We start from the raw sequence: 17,157 nt of genomic DNA, 5'->3' as shown, positions 1-17,157 counted from the left end.
GGGCTCAGATCAAGGCTCAGCCCTGCCGCGATGATTTGTAGACGTTGACGCCGAGCTCGCGAATCTTCTTGCGCAGCGTGTTGCGGTTCAAGCCCAGCAGTTCCGCAGCCTTGATCTGGTTGCCACGCGTTGCCGTCATCGAGGCCAGGACAAGCGGAAACTCGACCTCGGACAGGATGCGCTGATAGAGCCCGGCAGGAGGCAAGTCGCCGGCAAACGACGCGAAATAGCGCTGCAGGAAATGCTCGACCGCCTGGCCAATCGACAAATCGTCGGGAATGAGGTTACCGCCTCCCGGCACTACGGGGCGCTCGCCGGTCTTCAGCTCGGCCTCGATGATCTCGGCGGAAATCTCGTCCTGCGAATAGAGCGCGGCAAGCCTGCGAACCAGGTTTTCCAGTTCGCGAACATTGCCTGGCCACGGATAGCGCTTCATCAACTCGATGCCGCCGGAAGAAATGCGCTTGGTCTGTAGGCCTTCCATTTCGCCGAGCTTGAAGAAGTGGCGGACGAGGTCCGGCACGTCCTCGGAGCGCTCGCGCAGCGCTGGCAGCCGGAGCGGCACGACATTGAGGCGATAGAAAAGATCCTCGCGGAAAAGCCCCTGGTTGATCAGCGTGCGCAGATCCTTGTTGGTGGCGGCGACGATGCGCACGTCGGTCTTGATCGGCGTGCGTCCGCCAACCGTCGTGTATTCGCCCTGTTGGAGCACGCGCAGCAGCCGCGTCTGCGCCTCCATCGGCATGTCGCCGATTTCGTCGAGGAACAGCGTGCCGCCTTCAGCCTGCTCGAAGCGCCCGGTCGAGCGATTCTGTGCGCCGGTGAAGGCACCCTTCTCGTGACCGAACAGTTCCGATTCGATCAGGTCGCGCGGGATCGCCGCCATATTGATGGCGACGAAAGGGCCGCCGCGGCGGCGGCCATATTCATGCAGCGCGCGCGCCACCAGCTCCTTGCCGGTACCGGATTCGCCCGAGATCATCACCGTCAGGTCGGTCTGCATCATGCGCGCCAGCATGCGGTAGATGTCCTGCATGGCGGCCGAGCGGCCGACCAGCGGCATTGCATCGGGCTGCTCTTCCGGCCGCGCGTCGATCTTCGGCCGACGCGGCTCGGAAAGCGCGCGGTTGACGATGTTGAGCAGTTCGGTCAGGTCGAACGGCTTAGGCAGATATTCATAGGCGCCGGTTTCGGAGGCGCGGATCGCCGTCATGAAGGTGTTCTGAGCGCTCATGACGATGACCGGCAGCTCCGGCCTCGCCTTCTTGATGCGCGGCAGCATGTCGAAGGCGTTCTCGTCCGGCATGACCACATCGGTGATGACAAGGTCGCCCTCGCCCGCCGCCACCCAGCGCCACAAAGTCGAAGCATTGGAGGTGACGCGCACCTCGTGGCCGGCGCGCGAAAGCGCCTGGTTGAGGACGGTACGGATCGCCGCGTCGTCGTCGGCGACGAGAATATTGCCGCGAACGGTCATTTGCGGTCTCCTTCACCGTCATCATCGGCGCCGTTTGGCGCTTCTTTCCAGGCCGGCATCAGGATGCGGAATGTGGTGCCGCGCGGCGTCGATTCGCATTCGATGATGCCGCCATGCTCGCCGACGATCTTGGCGACCAGCGCAAGACCCAACCCGGAGCCGTTCGGCTTGGTGGTGATGAACGGGTCGAACAGGATCGGCAAGATGTCTTCCGAAACGCCGGAGCCGTTGTCGCGCACGCAGAATTCCAGCGGCAGCGACACGCGGTCCTGCGTGCCCGGAACGGAAACACGGATGCCTGGCCGGAAGGCGGTCGACAGCACGATCTCGCCCTGCGGGTCGCTGCCGATCGCCTCGGCGGCGTTCTTGACCAGGTTGAGGAACACCTGGATCAACTGGTCGCGGTTGGCAAACACCGGAGGCAACGAAGGATCATAATCCTCCAATATCTTGATTCTCTTGGCAAAACCGTTCTTGGCAATCGCCTTCACATGGTCGAGAACGACATGGATGTTGACGGGGTAGCGGTCGATCGGCCGCTCGTCGGAAAACACCTCCATGCGATCGACCAGCGACACGATGCGATCGGTCTCGTCGGTGATCAGCCGCGTCAGCGCGCGGTCTTCGTCGGAAGCCGACAGTTCGAGCAACTGGGCAGCGCCGCGGATGCCTGAGAGCGGGTTCTTGATCTCATGGGCAAGCATCGCCGCCAGACCGGTGACCGAACGTGCCGCGCCCCGATGCGTCATCTGCCGGTCAATCTTGTCGGCCATCGACCGTTCCTGGAACATAACCACCACCGAGCCCGGAAATTCCGGTACCGGCGCGACATAGAGATCGACGACCTTCTCGATGCCGAGCCGCGGCGACGACACGTCGACGCGGTACTCGTTGACCGGAGCCCGGCGCTCGCGCACCTGGTCGACCAGTGTCAGCAGCGGGCTGCCGAAGGGAATGAGTTTTGACAGCGTGTTGCGGGCGAGCATGGTCGCGCTCGAGCGAAAAAAGTCTTCCGCATCGGCGTTGGCGAAGGTGATGAACCCCTCCTCGCTGATCATGATCACCGGGCGGCGGATGGTGTTGAGCACGATTTGGGCGGCATCCGCCATTTCGGCGCCCTGGCCGGCGGCGGCGTTCATGCGGCGCTCCGCAGGTTCAAGGGTTGCGGATCGCGCGAAAACACATCGCGCAGCAAGGCAATAACGCGCGCGGGCTCGAATGCGGTCAGTATAGCCTTTCGGCTGTCGTCGGCGACGCCGCCGGCATGCCGATCAAGATACCAGCCAAGATGCTTGCGCGCCTGGCGCAGGCCGCTTTCGGCGCCGTAGAGCGCCAGCATGTCCTCGTAGTGGGCCACGATGTAGTCGGCGACCGCGGTCGAGTCCCGTGGCATGTTTGGCGTCGCCTCGCCGGTCGCCGCGGCCGCAATGCCGCCTGCGATCCAGGGCGCGCCATAATGGGCACGGCCGATCATCACGGCGTCGGCACCCGATTGATCGAGAATGTCGGCCGCTTCCGCCGGCGAAGAGACGTCACCATTGGCGACGACCGGGATGGACACGGCTTCCTTGACGCGGGCGATGGCGCGCCAGTCGGCCTTGCCCTGGTAGAACTGGCAGCGCGTGCGGCCGTGCACGGTCACCATGCTGACACCGGCCTGCTCGGCGCGGCGCGCGAGCATCGGCGCGTTGAGCGCGCCTTCGTCCCAGCCAAGCCGCATCTTGACCGTCACTGGCACCTCGACCGCGCCGACAACGGCGTCGATCAGCGACAGTGCGTGGTCGAGATCCAGCATCAATGCCGAACCCGCATAACCGCCGGTAACCTTCTTGGCCGGGCAGCCCATGTTGATGTCGATGATGTCGGCCCCCTCACCGGCTGCGATTCTGGCACCTTCGGCCATGTGCATCGCCTCACGGCCTGCAAGCTGAACCATATGGACGGGCAGGCCGGAGTGGCGTATGCGCAGGTTGAAACCGGCCCTGCCCTTGGCGAGCTCTCCGCTGGCAACCATTTCGGACACGACCAGGCCTGCTCCATGCGCGTGGGCACGCTGCCGGAACGGCTCGTCCGTAATCCCCGACATTGGTGCGAGGAACACGCGATTGCGGAGTCTCACACCGCCGACATCAAGCGGCCCTGCCAATTTGGTCAAGTCAGGCAATTTGGTCAAGTTAACCATGCACAAAAACCAAGCATCTTCATTCGTTGCACATTCTCTAGCCAGAACCGGCGCAATGTGCAACGCGGAATGACGCCACATTTAGGCGCAATTGGGAAAATGCTGGCCTTCGGCTTTGGCCGCGACCAAAGCGCCGCGCGTCCCTCAGGACGCGCAAAGGACGCTTTGGAATTTCATACTTAGCGCACGATCTTTCCGAAAACCGATTACACTTTTCGGGATCGTGCGCTAGGACCAAACGGGCATGACTGACGCAAGTGAAAATCACGTTTCGGATGCGGATGGCAAGGTCGCGGTGGTGATCGTTGCGGCCGGCCGTGGTGCGCGCGCCGGACAGGCCAACGGACCGAAGCAATATCAACACATTGGCGGCTTTGCCGTCATTGCACACACGCTGGACATTTTTCTGGCCCACCCGCGGACCAGCGAGATCGTCGTCGCCATTCATGCCGATGACCACGAGCTGTTCCGGCAGGCGGCGGGCGCCAATGTAGAGCGCGTCACCGCCATCATGGGCGGGGCGACGAGGCAGGAATCCGTCCGGCTCGGCCTGCTTGCCCTTAGAGGCCACGCGCCGGCGCAGGTTCTGATCCACGACGCCGTCCGCCCGTTTGTCGATGCGGACCTGATAGATCGCACCATCGCCGCCATCGGCGAGCGCGAGGGCGCGTTGCCCGCTTTGCCCGTCGCCGACACGCTGAAGCGCGAATCGGCCTCCGGCGTGGTTGGCGAAACCGTTTCGCGCAGCGGTCTTCACGCGGCGCAAACGCCACAGGGCTTTCCGTTCTGGCCCATTCTTGCCGCGCACGAGAAAGCCCATCATCTGGGAAGAATGGATTTTACCGACGATGCCGCGATCGCCGAATGGGCGAATATTCCGGTCAAGATCGTTCCGGGCTCGCCGGACAATGTCAAACTCACCTGGGCACGGGATATTGCGATGGCGGACCAGCGGCTTTCCGGCGAACGCGTGCGCTTTCCCGATATCCGTACCGGCAATGGCTACGACGTCCACGCCTTCGAACCGGGAGACCATGTCACTTTGTGTGGCGTCGCCATTGCACACGACAAGAAGCTGTCCGGCCATTCCGACGCCGATGTCGGTCTGCACGCCTTGACCGATGCGCTGCTGGCGACTTGCGGCGCAGGCGACATCGGCACGCATTTTCCGCCATCCGACCCGCAGTGGAAAGGCGCTGCGTCGCGCATATTCGTCGAGCATGCGGCAAGGCTGGTGCGCGCGCGCGGCGGCCGCATCGCCAATGCCGACATCACGCTGATCTGCGAAGCGCCGCGCGTCGGGCCGCATCGCGAGGCCATGACCGCAGCCCTTTCTCAGATGCTGGCGATTACGCCGGATCGCATCTCGATCAAGGCCACAACCAATGAGAAGCTCGGCTTTGTCGGGCGCGAGGAAGGCATAGCGGCGATTGCCACCGCCAGCGTGGTGTTTCCCGGCGAGGTGCCGGAATGAGCAACAACGAGCTGGCAAATGCGCTGCTGCAAGCCTGCCAGAAGCGCGGCATCATGCTAGCAACGGCGGAAAGCTGCACCGGCGGCATGATCATCTCCGCGCTCACCGACATCGCCGGTTCCTCGGCCGTGGTCGATCGCGGCTTCATCACCTATTCCAACGAGGCCAAGATGGACATGCTCGGTGTCTCCGCCGCCACGCTTGAGGCGCACGGCGCGGTTTCGCGCGAGACGGCGATCGAGATGGCAACAGGCGCGCTTGTCCGTTCGCGCGCCGGGCTGACCCTGGCGGTCACCGGCATTGCCGGGCCTGGCGGCGGTTCGGCGGGAAAACCGGTCGGCCTGGTCTGGTTCGGGGTTGCGCTGGACGGCCGACCGATTGTCGCCGAGCACCAGCTCTTTGCAGACAAAGGCCGCGATTTCATTCGTCGCGAAACGGTCCGGCAAGCGCTGGAACTGGGCCTACAAGCACTCGGATAGGGTTATAAAAACGTTGGGCGGGCGGGCCCGAAAGCTGGATTGCGGTTACGTTTTCGATTCCGGGCTGCTTTGCCCTAAGCGTGGCTCCGTCCCAGCCAGCAGCCGCTGAATGTTGGCACGATGGCGCGCAATCACGTAGATGCTGCCCGCAATCACCAGCAACCGATAGGCCAACGGTTGCTCCAGGCCACAGATGAGGGCGATCGCGGTCAACGCCGCTACCATCGAACTCAGGGAAACTATCCGAGACGTAGCCAGCACAGCACCAAAAGCCGCCGCAGCCCCCACACCTACCGGCCAAGACAGAGCCAGCAACACGCCAAGCCCCGTCGCAGCGGATTTGCCACCTGTAAAATTCAGCCAGATCGAACGGCCATGTCCCAACAACACGGCAATTCCGGCCAGGCAAACAGCCCAAGGCACCCAGGTTTGCAGGTCAAGCGGGGTCGATGGCGTAACCAACGGCAACGTGATGAACCAGGGATAGAACCAGCGGGCAAAAACGATCGCCGCCGCGCCTTTCAGCACATCCAGCAGCAACACCACCAACGCAGGCCATTTTCCCAAGACCCGCAAGACGTTCGTTGCCCCGGTGGATTTGGAGCCATGCTCCCGGATATCGATGCCCTTGAGCAGCTTCCCCGCCAGATAACCCGTGGGCATGGTACCGAAGAGATAGGCGATTGCCAGTCCAACGGTGCTCGCTATCCAGAAAAGCATGCGCAGGGCCTCAAGACGGTTTTGCACCGTAGATGACGTCGGCGCGCTTCTCAAAGGCTTCGGCGAACATGCGGAAGGCGCGATCGAACATGGTTCCCATGACCGCGCCCAGAATACGGCTCTTGAACTCGTAGTCGATGAAGAAGCGGACGGCGCAACCGGCGCCGTCGGGTTCGAAACGCCAGACATTGCTCAAATATTTGAACGGCCCGTCGATGTATTTCACGTCGATGGCGTTCTCGGCGGGCTTCAGCAGCACCTGCGTCGTGAAGGTTTCGCGGATGGCCTTGTAGCCGATGCTCATGTCGGCAAGCAGAACAGTGCGCCCGTCACGCTCCTTGCGCGAGCGAACCGTCAGCGCTTCGCAAAGCGGCAGGAATTGCGGATAGGATTCAACATCGGCGACCAAAGCGAACATCTGCTCGGGTGTATGGGATACGCGTCGGGTGGCTTCGAATTTTGGCATGGAACCAGCGAGTTAAGCTGATTTCTTGAGAATCGCTTCCCGTGCCGCGCGCAGCTTGGCAAAATCGTCGCCGGCGTGATGCGATGAACGCGTCAGCGGGCTAGATGCCACCAGCAGGAAACCCTTGGTCCGGCCGATCGTCTCAAAGGATTTGAACTCCTCCGGCGTGACGAAGCGGATCACCGGGTGGTGCTTCTTCGACGGCTGCAGGTACTGGCCGATGGTCATGAAATCGACATTGGCGGACCGCAGATCGTCCATCAGCTGCAGGATTTCATTCCGTTCCTCGCCCAGCCCCACCATGATGCCGGACTTGGTGAAGATTGACGGATCAAGCTCCTTGACCCGCTGCAACAGCCGGATCGAATGGAAATAGCGGGCGCCCGGACGAACCGTCAGATAGTTCGACGGTACGGTTTCGAGATTGTGGTTGAAGACGTCGGGCTTGGCGGCCACGACGATCTCCAGCGCGCCGTCCTTGCGCAGGAAGTCGGGCGTCAGGATTTCGATCGTCGTCGAAGGCGTCGCGGCCCGGATGGCACGAATGACTTCAGCGAAATGCTGCGCACCGCCATCGGAGAGATCGTCACGGTCCACCGATGTGATGACCACATGGGTAAGGCCCATCTGCTTGACCGCATGCGCGACGCGGGCCGGTTCATCCGGGTCAAGCGCTGTTGGAATGCCCGTGGCGACGTTGCAGAAGGCGCAGGCGCGGGTGCAGATCTCGCCCATGATCATGAAGGTGGCGTGCTTCTTTTCCCAGCATTCGCCGATGTTAGGGCAGCCGGCCTCTTCGCAGACCGTCACCAGCTTGTGCGATTTGACGATTTCGCGCGTTTCGGCATAGCCCTTCGACACCGGCGCCTTGACGCGGATCCAGTCGGGCTTGCGCAGCACGTCCTGATCAGGCTTGTGCGCCTTTTCCGGATGCCGCAAGCGCGGGGCGTTGGCGATCGTATCGAGGACAGTGACCATCGGGAAACCTGGTTCATTCGCGACGCCAGTCAGGCGTTCGCTGTCATAACGTCATCTAAGACTTTTCAACGCAAAGAAAAAGGCCGCCACGGCGCATGCCGCAACAGCCTTTTTCGCATAGCAACTCTTCAGTGATGCTAACGGCGCACCAGACGCCCGGCCCAGATCAGCAGGCAGGCACCGATAAAGCCGGTGATCAGATAGGCAATCCAGCCGACGCCGAACGGGCCAAAATTGAGAGCCTGCAGAATGGCGTTCAGCACGACCGCGCCGACGATGCCCATGACGATGTTCATGAAGATGCCGGTGTTGCTCTTCATGAACATTTCGGCGAACCAGCCTGCCAGGCCGCCGATGATGATGGCTGCTATCCAGCCGACGCCATTCAGGTGCATATGCCTTCTCCTTGTGGGATACGTGAAAACGCATTCGCAAACGAAGTACCTTGCCGCCGGGTTCCATCTGTAGCAGCGCTTTCAATCTATCAGGCGTTGAGCGCGCGGCCATAGGCGTCGAGCACGCTTTCCTTCATCATCTCCGACAGCGTCGGGTGCGGGAAGATGGTGTGCATCAGCTCTTCCTCGGTCGTCTCCAGGTTCATCGCCACGACAAAACCCTGGATCAGTTCGGTCACTTCGGCACCGACCATGTGGGCGCCGAGCAATTGACCGGTCTTCTTGTCGAAGATGGTCTTGATGAAACCCTGATCCTCGCCGAGCGCAATGGCCTTGCCATTGGCGGCGAACTGGAAGCGCCCGACCCGGATGTCCTTGCCCTCGGCCTTGGCCTTGGCTTCCGTCAGGCCTACCGAGGCGACCTGCGGATTGCAGTAGGTGCAGCCCGGAATCTTCAGCTTGTCGGTGGCATGCACGCCAGGAAAATCTGCGATCTTCTCGATGCACACGACCCCCTCATGTTCGGCCTTGTGAGCGAGCATCGGCGGGCCGGCGACATCGCCGATGGCGTAGATGCCCGGCACGTTGGTCTTGCCGTAACCATCGATGACGACGCAGCCACGCTCCGTTTTCACGCCAAGCGCCTCGAGCCCGAGGCCCTCGATGTTGCCCTGGACGCCGACGGCCGAGATCATCCGATCGGCGGTGATCTTCTCGACCTTACCGTCCTTCATCTCGACATGCGCGGTGACCGAGTTGGCACCCTTCTCGACCTTGGTCACCTTGGCTTCGAGGATGATCTTCATGCCTTGCTTCTCGAACTGCTTCTGCGCGAATTTCGAGACTTCGGCATCCTCGACCGGCATCACCGCAGGCAGCAGCTCGACCACCGTCACTTCGGCGCCCATGGTGCGGTAGAAGGAGGCGAATTCGATGCCGATGGCGCCCGACCCCATGACCAGCAGCGACTTCGGCATCTCCTTCGGCACCATGGCTTCAAAATAAGTCCAGATCAGCTTGCCGTCCGGCTCGATACCGGGCAGTGCGCGCGGCCGGGCGCCGGTCGCCAGGATGATGTGCTTGGCGGTATAGGTGCCTTCGCCTTTGACGCCTTTCGGCACTGGCGGCTGCGGCTCCATCGGCTTCTTGGCCGTCTTCGACACGACGATCTCGCCCGGCTTCGAAAGCTTGGCCTCGCCCCAGATGACGTCGACCTTGTTCTTCTTCATGAGGAAGGCAACGCCGCCATTGAGCCGCAGCGACACCTTGCGCGAGCGGTCGACCACGGCTGACGCATCGACGCTGACCTTGCCGTCGAGCTTCAGCCCGTAATCCTTCAGGTGGTCCGAATAGTGCATGATCTCGGCCGAGCGCAGCAGCGCCTTGGTCGGGATGCAGCCCCAGTTGAGGCAGATACCGCCGAGATGCTCGCGCTCGACGATCGCCGTCTTGAAGCCGAGTTGCGCGGAACGCACCGCGGTGACATAGCCGCCAGGGCCGGAGCCGATGATGATGACGTCGTAGTTCTCAGCCACGGTTTTTCTCCTTCACAATTCCAGCATGACGCGCACGACGGGTGCCAGCGCCTTGCCGATGTTTCGCGTGTTTTCGGCATCGAGATGGACGCCGTCGAGCGGGGTGGTTTGCGCCACGCTGCCGGCGTCGAAGAAGCCGCAGCCGGCCTCATCGGCAAGAGCGGCATAGAGCGGCGCCAACCGCGTCGAAGCCTCGTCACCGCCGGCGAACATCTCCTTGAATTCGGCATTGTCTGTACGGCTGACCACAGGCGGCGAAACGATCAGGATCTGCGGCGCCGGCCAGTCGAACGGATAGTCGTGACCGCGCACGATGTCGATCAGCCGCTGGATGCCCTGCTTGGCCGCGACGGGATTGCCGTGGATCCACGGCTTCATGTCGTTGGCGCCGAGCATGATGACAATCAGGTCGATCGGCGCATGGGTCGTCAGGACGGTTGGTAGCAGTTTTGCACCGTTGCGGTCCGCACCGGCCAGATGATCGTCGAAGGCCGTGGTGCGGCCGTTGAGGCCATCGGCAATCACTTGCACGTCGGCGCCTAACGCTGCCTGCAGCACGCTCGGCCAGCGGTCTTCCAGCGCATGGCGGCCACCTTCGGCATTGTAGCCCCAGGTCAGCGAGTCGCCGTAACAAAGAACCGTCTTCATGCGCCCACCTGTGCGTTAATCGAGCCGCGCCTCAACCGCCAGCGCACGAACAGCCAGTGAACCAGCACAGTGGCCAGGTTCGGCAAAACCAGGCCGGCGACGATCGGCAGGTCACCTTCCCACTGGCGCTTATCGACCGGCTGAGAGAACGTCCAACCGATCAGGCCGAGCCCGATCAGCACGAACAGGACAATTGCGCAGAGGCCCAGCCAGTTGATGATCGACGGTGCGTTCGAAAAAAGCTGCGCGATGAAAAACACGATCGTCGCGACAATGGTGACAAGCACCGACGTCATGAACACCAGAATGTATTCTTCCTGCGCATGGGTTGCGACCGCCAGCTGTTGAGCAACCAAGCCGCCTGCCAATCCTGACAGGAAAAACGCCATAAGGGAGGTGAAGAAGATCCGCACCGCCCTCTCCGTCCTAAACCAGCATGCCCATCGGGTTCTCGATCAGGCGCTTGAAGGCGACCAGCAGTTCGGCACCCAGCGCGCCGTCGACGGCGCGATGGTCGGTCGACAGCGTCACCGACATCACGGTGGCGATTTTGATCTCGCCGTTCTTGACCACCGCCCGCTCCTCGCCGGCACCGACGGCAAGGATCGTCGCATGCGGCGGGTTGATGACGGCGGCAAAGTCCTTGATGCCGAACATGCCGAGGTTGGACACCGCCGTGGTGCCGCCCTGATACTCTTCCGGCTTCAGCTTGCGGCTGCGCGCCCGGCTGGCCAGATCCTTCATCTCGTTGGAGATGGTGGACAGCGTCTTTTCGTCGGCATGCCGAATGATCGGTGTGATCAGGCCGCCCGGGATCGACACGGCGACGCCGACATCGGCATGCTTGTGCTTGACCATGGCGCTTTCGGTCCATGAGGCATTGGCATCCGGCACCGCCTTCAGCGCCATCGCCATCGCCTTGATGACCATGTCGTTGACCGACAGCTTGTAGGCGGGCGCATCGCCTTTGTCGGTCTTCTTTACCGGGGCTGCGGCGTTAATCTGCGTGCGCAATGCGAGGAGTGCATCGAGCTCGCAGTCGAGCGTCAGGTAGAAATGCGGGATGGTGGTCTTGGCCTCGACCAGGCGGCGCGCAATGGTCTTGCGCATATTGTCATGCGGGACGAGATCGTAGGAGCCAGCCTCGAACAGCTTCAGCACCTGATCGTCGGACATCGCCTTCACAGCAGGAGCAGTTGCCGGAGCCCCGGCGGGTGCTGCCTTGGCGGCAGGCTTGGCGCCGCCACCGGCAATCGCGGCGTCGATATCTGCCTTGACGACGCGGCCATGCGGGCCGGTGCCGGTCACGGCAGACACATCGACGCCGGCTTCCCTGGCGATGCGACGTGCGAGCGGCGAGGCGAAGGTGCGCTCGCCGGCCGCATGACCATTGGCAACTGGAGCCGCCTCTGCCTTGGGTGCGGTCGCGACCGGTTCCGCCTTTGATGCTTCCGCCTTTGATGCTTCCGCCTTTGGTGCGTCAGCCTTGGGCTCCTCCGCTTTCGGCGCCTCGGCTTTCGCTGGTGCGGCACCGCCACCGCTTTTCGCGACGGCGCCTGCATCCTCGCCCTCTCCGGCGAGCACGGCGATCAGCGCATTGACCTTGACGCCCTCGGTGCCGGCGGGAACGACGAGCTTTGCAACCGTGCCCTCATCGACAGCTTCGACTTCCATCGTCGCCTTGTCGGTCTCGATCTCGGCAATGACATCGCCCGGCGAAACCTTGTCGCCTTCCTTGACGAGCCACTTGGACAGATTGCCCTCTTCCATCGTGGGCGACAGGGCCGGCATGGTGATGTTGATTGGCATTTTGTCCTCCCGCCCGGTTCAGCGATACGTGACGGCTTTGACCGCCTCGATGACTTCGCCGACATTCGGCAACGCCAGCTTCTCGAGGTTGGCCGCATAAGGCATCGGCACATCCTTGCCGGCGATGGTGATGACCGGCGCGTCCAGAAAGTCGAAGGCGCGCTGCGACACCTGGTTGGCGATATGGTCGCCGACCGAGTTCTGCGGATAACCTTCCTCCACCACCACCAGGCGGTTGGTCTTCTTGACCGAGGCGATGATGGTGTCGAGATCGAGCGGCCGGATCGTGCGCAAGTCGATGATCTCGGCATCGATGCCAAGGCCACGCAGTTCCGCTTCAGCCTTGACCGCATAGGTCATGCCGATGCCGAAGGAGACGATGGTGACATCCTTGCCTGATTTATGGATGCGCGCCTTGCCGATCGGCAACACGAAATCGTCCAGCTTCGGCACGTCGAAGGACTGACCGTAAAGGATTTCATTCTCGAGGAAGATGATTGGGTTCGGATCGCGGATCGCTGCCTTCAGCAAGCCCTTGGCGTCAGCGGCGGTGTAGGGCATCACCACTTTCAGGCCCGGAATGTGGCTGTACCAGGCGGCATAGCACTGCGAGTGCTGGGCAGCGACGCGGGCGGCGGCACCGTTCGGTCCACGGAACACGATCGGCGCGCCCATCTGGCCGCCGGACATATAGAGCGTCTTGGCGGCCGAGTTGATGATCTGGTCGATCGCCTGCATGGCGAAGTTGAAGGTCATGAACTCGACGATCGGCTTCAGGCCGGCCATCGCCGCACCCACGCCAACGCCGGCAAAGCCATGCTCGGTGATCGGCGTGTCGACGACGCGCCGCGGCCCGAATTCCTGCAGCAGGCCTTGCGTGATCTTGTAGGCGCCCTGGTATTCGGCAACCTCCTCGCCCATGACGAAGACATCGCCGTCGCGGCGCATTTCCTCGGCCATCGCATCGCGCAGCGCTTCGCGCACCGTGGTCGAGACCATTTCCGTGCCGGCCGGAATGTCCGGATCGGCGGCGATTTCCGTCTTCGGAGCAGCAGCCACCGGCGCAGCCGGCTTTGCGGCCTCCGCCTTATCCTCTGCGGCCGACGGAGCCTCTGCCTTTGCAGGCGCTTCCGCCTTGGCGGGCGCCGCGGCCTTGCCGATATCCCCGGCACTTTCGCCGTCCTGCAGCAGCACAGCGATCGGTGTGTTGACCTTGACGCCTTCGGTACCGGCGGCGATCAGGATCTTGCCCAGCGTGCCTTCGTCAACAGCTTCGACTTCCATCGTCGCCTTGTCGGTCTCGATCTCGGCGATAACGTCGCCGGCCACGACCTTGTCGCCCTCGTTCTTCAACCACTTGGAAAGATTGCCCTCTTCCATGGTCGGCGAGAGAGCGGGCATGAGAATTTCGATCGGCATGTCCTTGCCCTCCCGTTACAATACGATATCGGTCCAGAGCTCGGACGGATCCGGCTCCGCGTCGTTCTGGGCAAATTCGGCGGCGTCGGCGACGATGTCGCGGACCTCCTTGTCGATGGTCTTGAGCTCGTCCTCGGTCGCCCACTTCTTTTCCATCAGCCGTGCCTTGACCTGCTCGATCGGGTCATGGTCCGAGCGCATCTTCTGCACTTCTTCCTTGGAGCGGTATTTTGCCGGATCGGACATCGAGTGACCGCGGTAGCGGTAGGTCTGCATTTCGAGAATGATCGGCCCGTTGCCGGCGCGGCACCATTCGGTCGCCTGGTCGCCGGCAGCCTTGACAGCGCGCACGTCCATGCCGTCGACCTGGATGCCTGGGATCTTGAACGAGGCACCACGATGCGAAAAGTTGGTTTCCGCCGAAGAGCGCGACACCGAGGTGCCCATCGCATAGCGGTTATTCTCGATGATGTAGATCACCGGCAGCTTCCACAGCGAGGCCATGTTGAAGCTTTCATAGACCTGGCCCTGGTTGGCCGCGCCGTCGCCGAAATAGGTCAGCGAGACATTGTTGTTGTCGCGGTAGCGGTTGGCGAAAGCCAAGCCCGTGCCCAGCGACACCTGCGCGCCGACGATGCCGTGGCCGCCGTAAAAGTGCTTTTCCTTGGAGAACATGTGCATGGAGCCGCCCTTGCCCCGGGACAGGCCGCCGCGACGGCCGGTCAGCTCGGCCATGACGCCGCGCGGCGACAGCTCCATCGCCAGCATGTGGCCGTGGTCGCGATAGGCGGTGATCATCTGATCGCCGTCGATCAGCGCCATCTTCATGCCGGTGACGACCGCTTCCTGGCCGATATAGAGGTGACAGAAGCCGCCGATGAAACCCATGCCGTAAAGCTGGCCGGCCTTTTCCTCGAAACGACGGATGAGCAGCATGTGCCGGTAAGCGGCAAGCTCTTCGTCCTTGGTGAACTCGGCGGGCTTGGGGGCCGAAAGCCCCGATTTGCCGTCGGATTTGGATTTGGCAGGCGCTTTTCTGGCGGCGGTGGCCATGCATCACTCCCTGTGGCGTCTCTTTGTGGACATTAGAGCAGGACGAAATCTGCTCTGGGGAGATCAGCTCCTCCCCACCGATTTCGGGAGGCTAACACGCGTTAAAGCGTTGCGCCATGCCGAATTTGCATAGCTGGCATGCGCCTAAGCGATTAAAATCATTGAAAATATTGATGATTAACTAAATATCGGTTATTTCACCGAAGTCGGCAACATAATGGTGATTTCGTCAGCCTGGGACAGATTGAGCGCCTTGCGTGCCTGCTCATCGAGCATGTCCTTCTCGAGCGTGCCTTCATGCATCAGCCGAACGCGGCGCTCGAGTTCCATGCGGCGCGCCTTGATCGCATCGAGCTGGCCTTGCAGCGCCACCGTCTGGGCTTCCAGCTGATATTTCGAATAGATGCCGAATTCGCCATGATAGGCGTGAAAGCCGAAATAGGCCAGGAACGCCACGCAAAGCGAGGGAATGATCAGCCGGCCGGTGTTTCTCTGCTTGTGCTGACGCGTCCACATCGCCCGATTCCTCTAGAGCGTGATGCCGAAAAGTGTGAAGCGGTTTTCGGACGACAACATGCTCTATCTCTTTGATTTAGAGTCGGATTCAGATTTCAGGTCGAACAGACCTGAAATCATCCGGCTCTAGCCCGCGAACTCAGGCGGCTCACGATCTTTTTCGCCCGATTGTGCTTAACGGACGGTTACGGGAGACCTGTTTGGCGGCACCGAAACGAAAAAGGGCGGGAATGCTCCCGCCCTTTTGTCCGGTATCGATGAGCCGGTGTTCCGGATCAGCCCTTGATCACCGACTTGCCGGCATAGCTTGCCTGCTTGCCGAGTTCTTCCTCGATGCGGATCAGCTGGTTGTACTTGGCCATGCGGTCGGAGCGCGACAGCGAGCCGGTCTTGATCTGTCCGCAATTGGTGGCAACCGCGAGATCGGCGATGGTCGAATCCTCGGTTTCGCCCGAGCGGTGCGACATGACGGCGGTGTAGCCGGCCTTGTGCGCGGTCTCGACGGCGTCGAGCGTTTCCGTCAACGAGCCGATCTGGTTGACCTTGACCAGGATCGAATTGGCAACGCCCATGCGGATGCCGTCGCGTAGCCGCGCCGTGTTGGTGACGAACAAATCGTCGCCGACCAGCTGCGTCTTCTTGCCGATCAGGTCGGTCAGGTACTTCCAGCCTTCCCAATCGTCCTCGGCCAAGCCGTCCTCGATCGAGATGATCGGATAGTCGGCGGCAAGCTTGGCCAGATATTTGGCCTGGGCCTTGGGATCGCGCGTCTTCTTCTCGCCCTCATAGACGTAGTTGCCGTCCTTGAAGAACTCGGTCGCGGCGCAATCGAGGCCGAGCGCGATCTCGTCGCCCGGCTTGAAGCCGGCCTGCTCGATCGATTCCATGATGAAATCGAGCGCCACCGGGGCGCTTTTCAGGTTCGGGGCAAAGCCGCCCTCGTCGCCGACATTGGTGTTGTGGCCGGCATCCTTCAGCTTCTTGCGCAGCGTATGGAAGATTTCCGAACCCCAGCGTACACCTTCGCGCAGCGTCGGCGCGCCGATCGGCAGGATCATGAATTCCTGGAAGTCGATCGGGTTGTCGGCATGCGCGCCACCATTGATGATGTTCATCATCGGTACCGGCAGGAGATGCGCCTTGGTGCCACCGACATAACGGTACAGCGGCAGGCCGGCAGCATCGGCGGCCGCCTTGGCCACCGCCAGCGACACGCCGAGAATGGCGTTGGCGCCAAGCCGGCTCTTGTTGGGCGTGCCGTCAAGCTCGATCATGGTCTGGTCGATATGGATCTGGTTTTCGGCTTCCATGCCGCCGATCGCCTCGAACAGTTCGCCGTTCACCGCTTCGACGGCCCTGAGCACACCCTTGCCGAGATAGCGGGCACCGCCGTCGCGCAGTTCGACGGCCTCGTGGGCGCCGGTCGAAGCACCCGATGGCACCGCCGCGCGGCCCATTGAGCCATCTTCGAGAATGACATCGACCTCGACGGTCGGATTTCCACGGCTGTCCAGGATTTCACGCCCGACAATGTCGATGATGGCGGTCATTTGCGATGTCCTCGATTGATCTGAAGAATGCCGCACGTCTTAGCCAAAGTGCTGCAAAAGGCAATCGGCCGGCTGGCAATTATTGCCGCGGCATCAGCCTCCGAACGATTCACGAAGCGCAAATCGCTGTCATCATAAGTCATGTACGGCAGGCCGGCTTGTGGCTATGGTGCGGGGGCGCGGGGCGAAACAGGAGGAGTTTCGCCATGTCCCAGTTGAGTGGTATCGTGAGTCTGTTCCTGATCGCGGCGGCATTCCTGACGTCGTGCGACAATCAGCAGTCGCCGCCGAAGGCGATGGCCCCCTTATACGTCAGCGAATAAGCCAGAATCCAAAGCGGGCCCCCCCCGCCGCCGGGGGGGCGGGGTGGGGGGTGTGGTATAGGGATAACCGGGGCAGTGAATAAAATATTTGAGTTGATTTTACAAACAAAGAGCGACCCACACAACGAGAAGG

Annotated in this window: 17 protein-coding genes; 2 read left to right on the top strand and 15 right to left on the bottom strand. The window is 62.0% G+C overall.

The annotated features are described in order from the left end of the window. Window positions 1–16: 16 nt before the first annotated feature. The 3 genes from ntrC to dusB are packed head-to-tail and all read right to left on the bottom strand — an operon-like array spanning window position 17 to window position 3,641. Window positions 17–1,477 (bottom strand): nitrogen regulation protein NR(I), encoded by a 1,461-nt coding sequence (gene ntrC, locus NKH95_RS20650; RefSeq protein WP_023812028.1) that lies wholly within the window; start codon window positions 1,475–1,477, stop codon window positions 17–19. After that, complete coding sequence (locus NKH95_RS20645) at window positions 1,474–2,616, bottom strand: two-component system sensor histidine kinase NtrB (protein WP_023812029.1); 1,143 nt, start codon at window positions 2,614–2,616, stop codon at window positions 1,474–1,476. The genes ntrC and NKH95_RS20645 overlap by 4 nt, the downstream gene beginning before the upstream one ends. Beyond that, complete coding sequence (gene dusB / locus NKH95_RS20640; RefSeq protein WP_352611759.1) at window positions 2,613–3,641, bottom strand: tRNA dihydrouridine synthase DusB; 1,029 nt, start codon at window positions 3,639–3,641, stop codon at window positions 2,613–2,615. The genes NKH95_RS20645 and dusB overlap by 4 nt, the downstream gene beginning before the upstream one ends. 262 nt (window positions 3,642–3,903) lie before the next feature. Between dusB and NKH95_RS20635 the strand changes: the two genes are divergently transcribed. Together NKH95_RS20635 and NKH95_RS20630 are read left to right on the top strand one after the other, a co-directional pair. Beyond that, window positions 3,904–5,133 (top strand): bifunctional 2-C-methyl-D-erythritol 4-phosphate cytidylyltransferase/2-C-methyl-D-erythritol 2,4-cyclodiphosphate synthase, encoded by a 1,230-nt coding sequence (locus NKH95_RS20635; RefSeq protein WP_352611735.1) that lies wholly within the window; start codon window positions 3,904–3,906, stop codon window positions 5,131–5,133. Beyond that, complete coding sequence (locus NKH95_RS20630; protein ID WP_352611734.1) at window positions 5,130–5,612, top strand: CinA family protein; 483 nt, start codon at window positions 5,130–5,132, stop codon at window positions 5,610–5,612. The genes NKH95_RS20635 and NKH95_RS20630 overlap by 4 nt, the downstream gene beginning before the upstream one ends. Window positions 5,613–5,657: 45 nt before the next feature. On the opposite strand, the gene plsY is transcribed toward NKH95_RS20630, so the two are convergent. The 12 genes from plsY to eno form a co-directional block, all read right to left on the bottom strand. After that, window positions 5,658–6,332 carry a glycerol-3-phosphate 1-O-acyltransferase PlsY gene (gene plsY / locus NKH95_RS20625; RefSeq protein WP_352552030.1) on the bottom strand — a complete coding sequence of 225 codons (675 nt, stop codon included), beginning with the start codon at window positions 6,330–6,332 and terminating at the stop codon, window positions 5,658–5,660. Window positions 6,333–6,342: 10 nt separating this feature from the next. Next, on the bottom strand, window positions 6,343–6,798 hold the full coding sequence (locus NKH95_RS20620; RefSeq protein WP_127294439.1) for a type II toxin-antitoxin system RatA family toxin: 456 nt from the start codon (window positions 6,796–6,798) through the stop codon (window positions 6,343–6,345). Window positions 6,799–6,810: 12 nt separating this feature from the next. Next, complete coding sequence (gene lipA / locus NKH95_RS20615) at window positions 6,811–7,776, bottom strand: lipoyl synthase (RefSeq protein WP_023812035.1); 966 nt, start codon at window positions 7,774–7,776, stop codon at window positions 6,811–6,813. Between the two features lie 137 nt (window positions 7,777–7,913). Then, window positions 7,914–8,171, bottom strand: a complete 258-nt coding sequence (locus NKH95_RS20610; protein WP_023812036.1) for a GlsB/YeaQ/YmgE family stress response membrane protein — start codon at window positions 8,169–8,171, stop codon at window positions 7,914–7,916. Window positions 8,172–8,260: 89 nt separating this feature from the next. Continuing rightward, entirely contained in the window at window positions 8,261–9,706 is a 1,446-nt protein-coding gene (lpdA, locus tag NKH95_RS20605) for a dihydrolipoyl dehydrogenase (RefSeq protein WP_352441534.1), read from the bottom strand. 12 nt (window positions 9,707–9,718) lie between these two features. Beyond that, complete coding sequence (locus NKH95_RS20600) at window positions 9,719–10,354, bottom strand: SGNH/GDSL hydrolase family protein (RefSeq protein WP_128304447.1); 636 nt, start codon at window positions 10,352–10,354, stop codon at window positions 9,719–9,721. Beyond that, window positions 10,351–10,767 carry a hypothetical protein gene (locus tag NKH95_RS20595; RefSeq protein WP_023812040.1) on the bottom strand — a complete coding sequence of 139 codons (417 nt, stop codon included), beginning with the start codon at window positions 10,765–10,767 and terminating at the stop codon, window positions 10,351–10,353. The genes NKH95_RS20600 and NKH95_RS20595 overlap by 4 nt, the downstream gene beginning before the upstream one ends. A 13-nt stretch (window positions 10,768–10,780) precedes the next feature. Next, window positions 10,781–12,163 carry a pyruvate dehydrogenase complex dihydrolipoamide acetyltransferase gene (locus NKH95_RS20590; protein WP_128304446.1) on the bottom strand — a complete coding sequence of 461 codons (1,383 nt, stop codon included), beginning with the start codon at window positions 12,161–12,163 and terminating at the stop codon, window positions 10,781–10,783. Window positions 12,164–12,181: 18 nt separating this feature from the next. Continuing rightward, window positions 12,182–13,582, bottom strand: a complete 1,401-nt coding sequence (locus NKH95_RS20585) for a pyruvate dehydrogenase complex E1 component subunit beta (protein WP_352892792.1) — start codon at window positions 13,580–13,582, stop codon at window positions 12,182–12,184. A 15-nt stretch (window positions 13,583–13,597) separates the two neighbouring features. Then, on the bottom strand, window positions 13,598–14,635 hold the full coding sequence (pdhA, locus tag NKH95_RS20580) for a pyruvate dehydrogenase (acetyl-transferring) E1 component subunit alpha (protein ID WP_127272717.1): 1,038 nt from the start codon (window positions 14,633–14,635) through the stop codon (window positions 13,598–13,600). A gap of 192 nt (window positions 14,636–14,827) precedes the next feature. Continuing rightward, entirely contained in the window at window positions 14,828–15,151 is a 324-nt protein-coding gene (locus NKH95_RS20575) for an FtsB family cell division protein (protein WP_352552016.1), read from the bottom strand. A gap of 275 nt (window positions 15,152–15,426) precedes the next feature. Then, a complete protein-coding gene (gene eno / locus NKH95_RS20570) occupies window positions 15,427–16,701 on the bottom strand; it encodes a phosphopyruvate hydratase (protein ID WP_023812044.1) in 1,275 nt (424 codons plus the stop codon). Between the last annotated feature and the right edge of the window lie 456 nt (window positions 16,702–17,157).

The sequence above is a fragment of the Mesorhizobium sp. M0848 genome (assembly GCF_040319805.1).
Taxonomy (GTDB): Bacteria; Pseudomonadota; Alphaproteobacteria; order Rhizobiales; family Rhizobiaceae; genus Mesorhizobium.
Note: the sequence above shows the minus strand (reverse complement) of the source record. Positions and strands in the feature narration are given on the sequence as shown.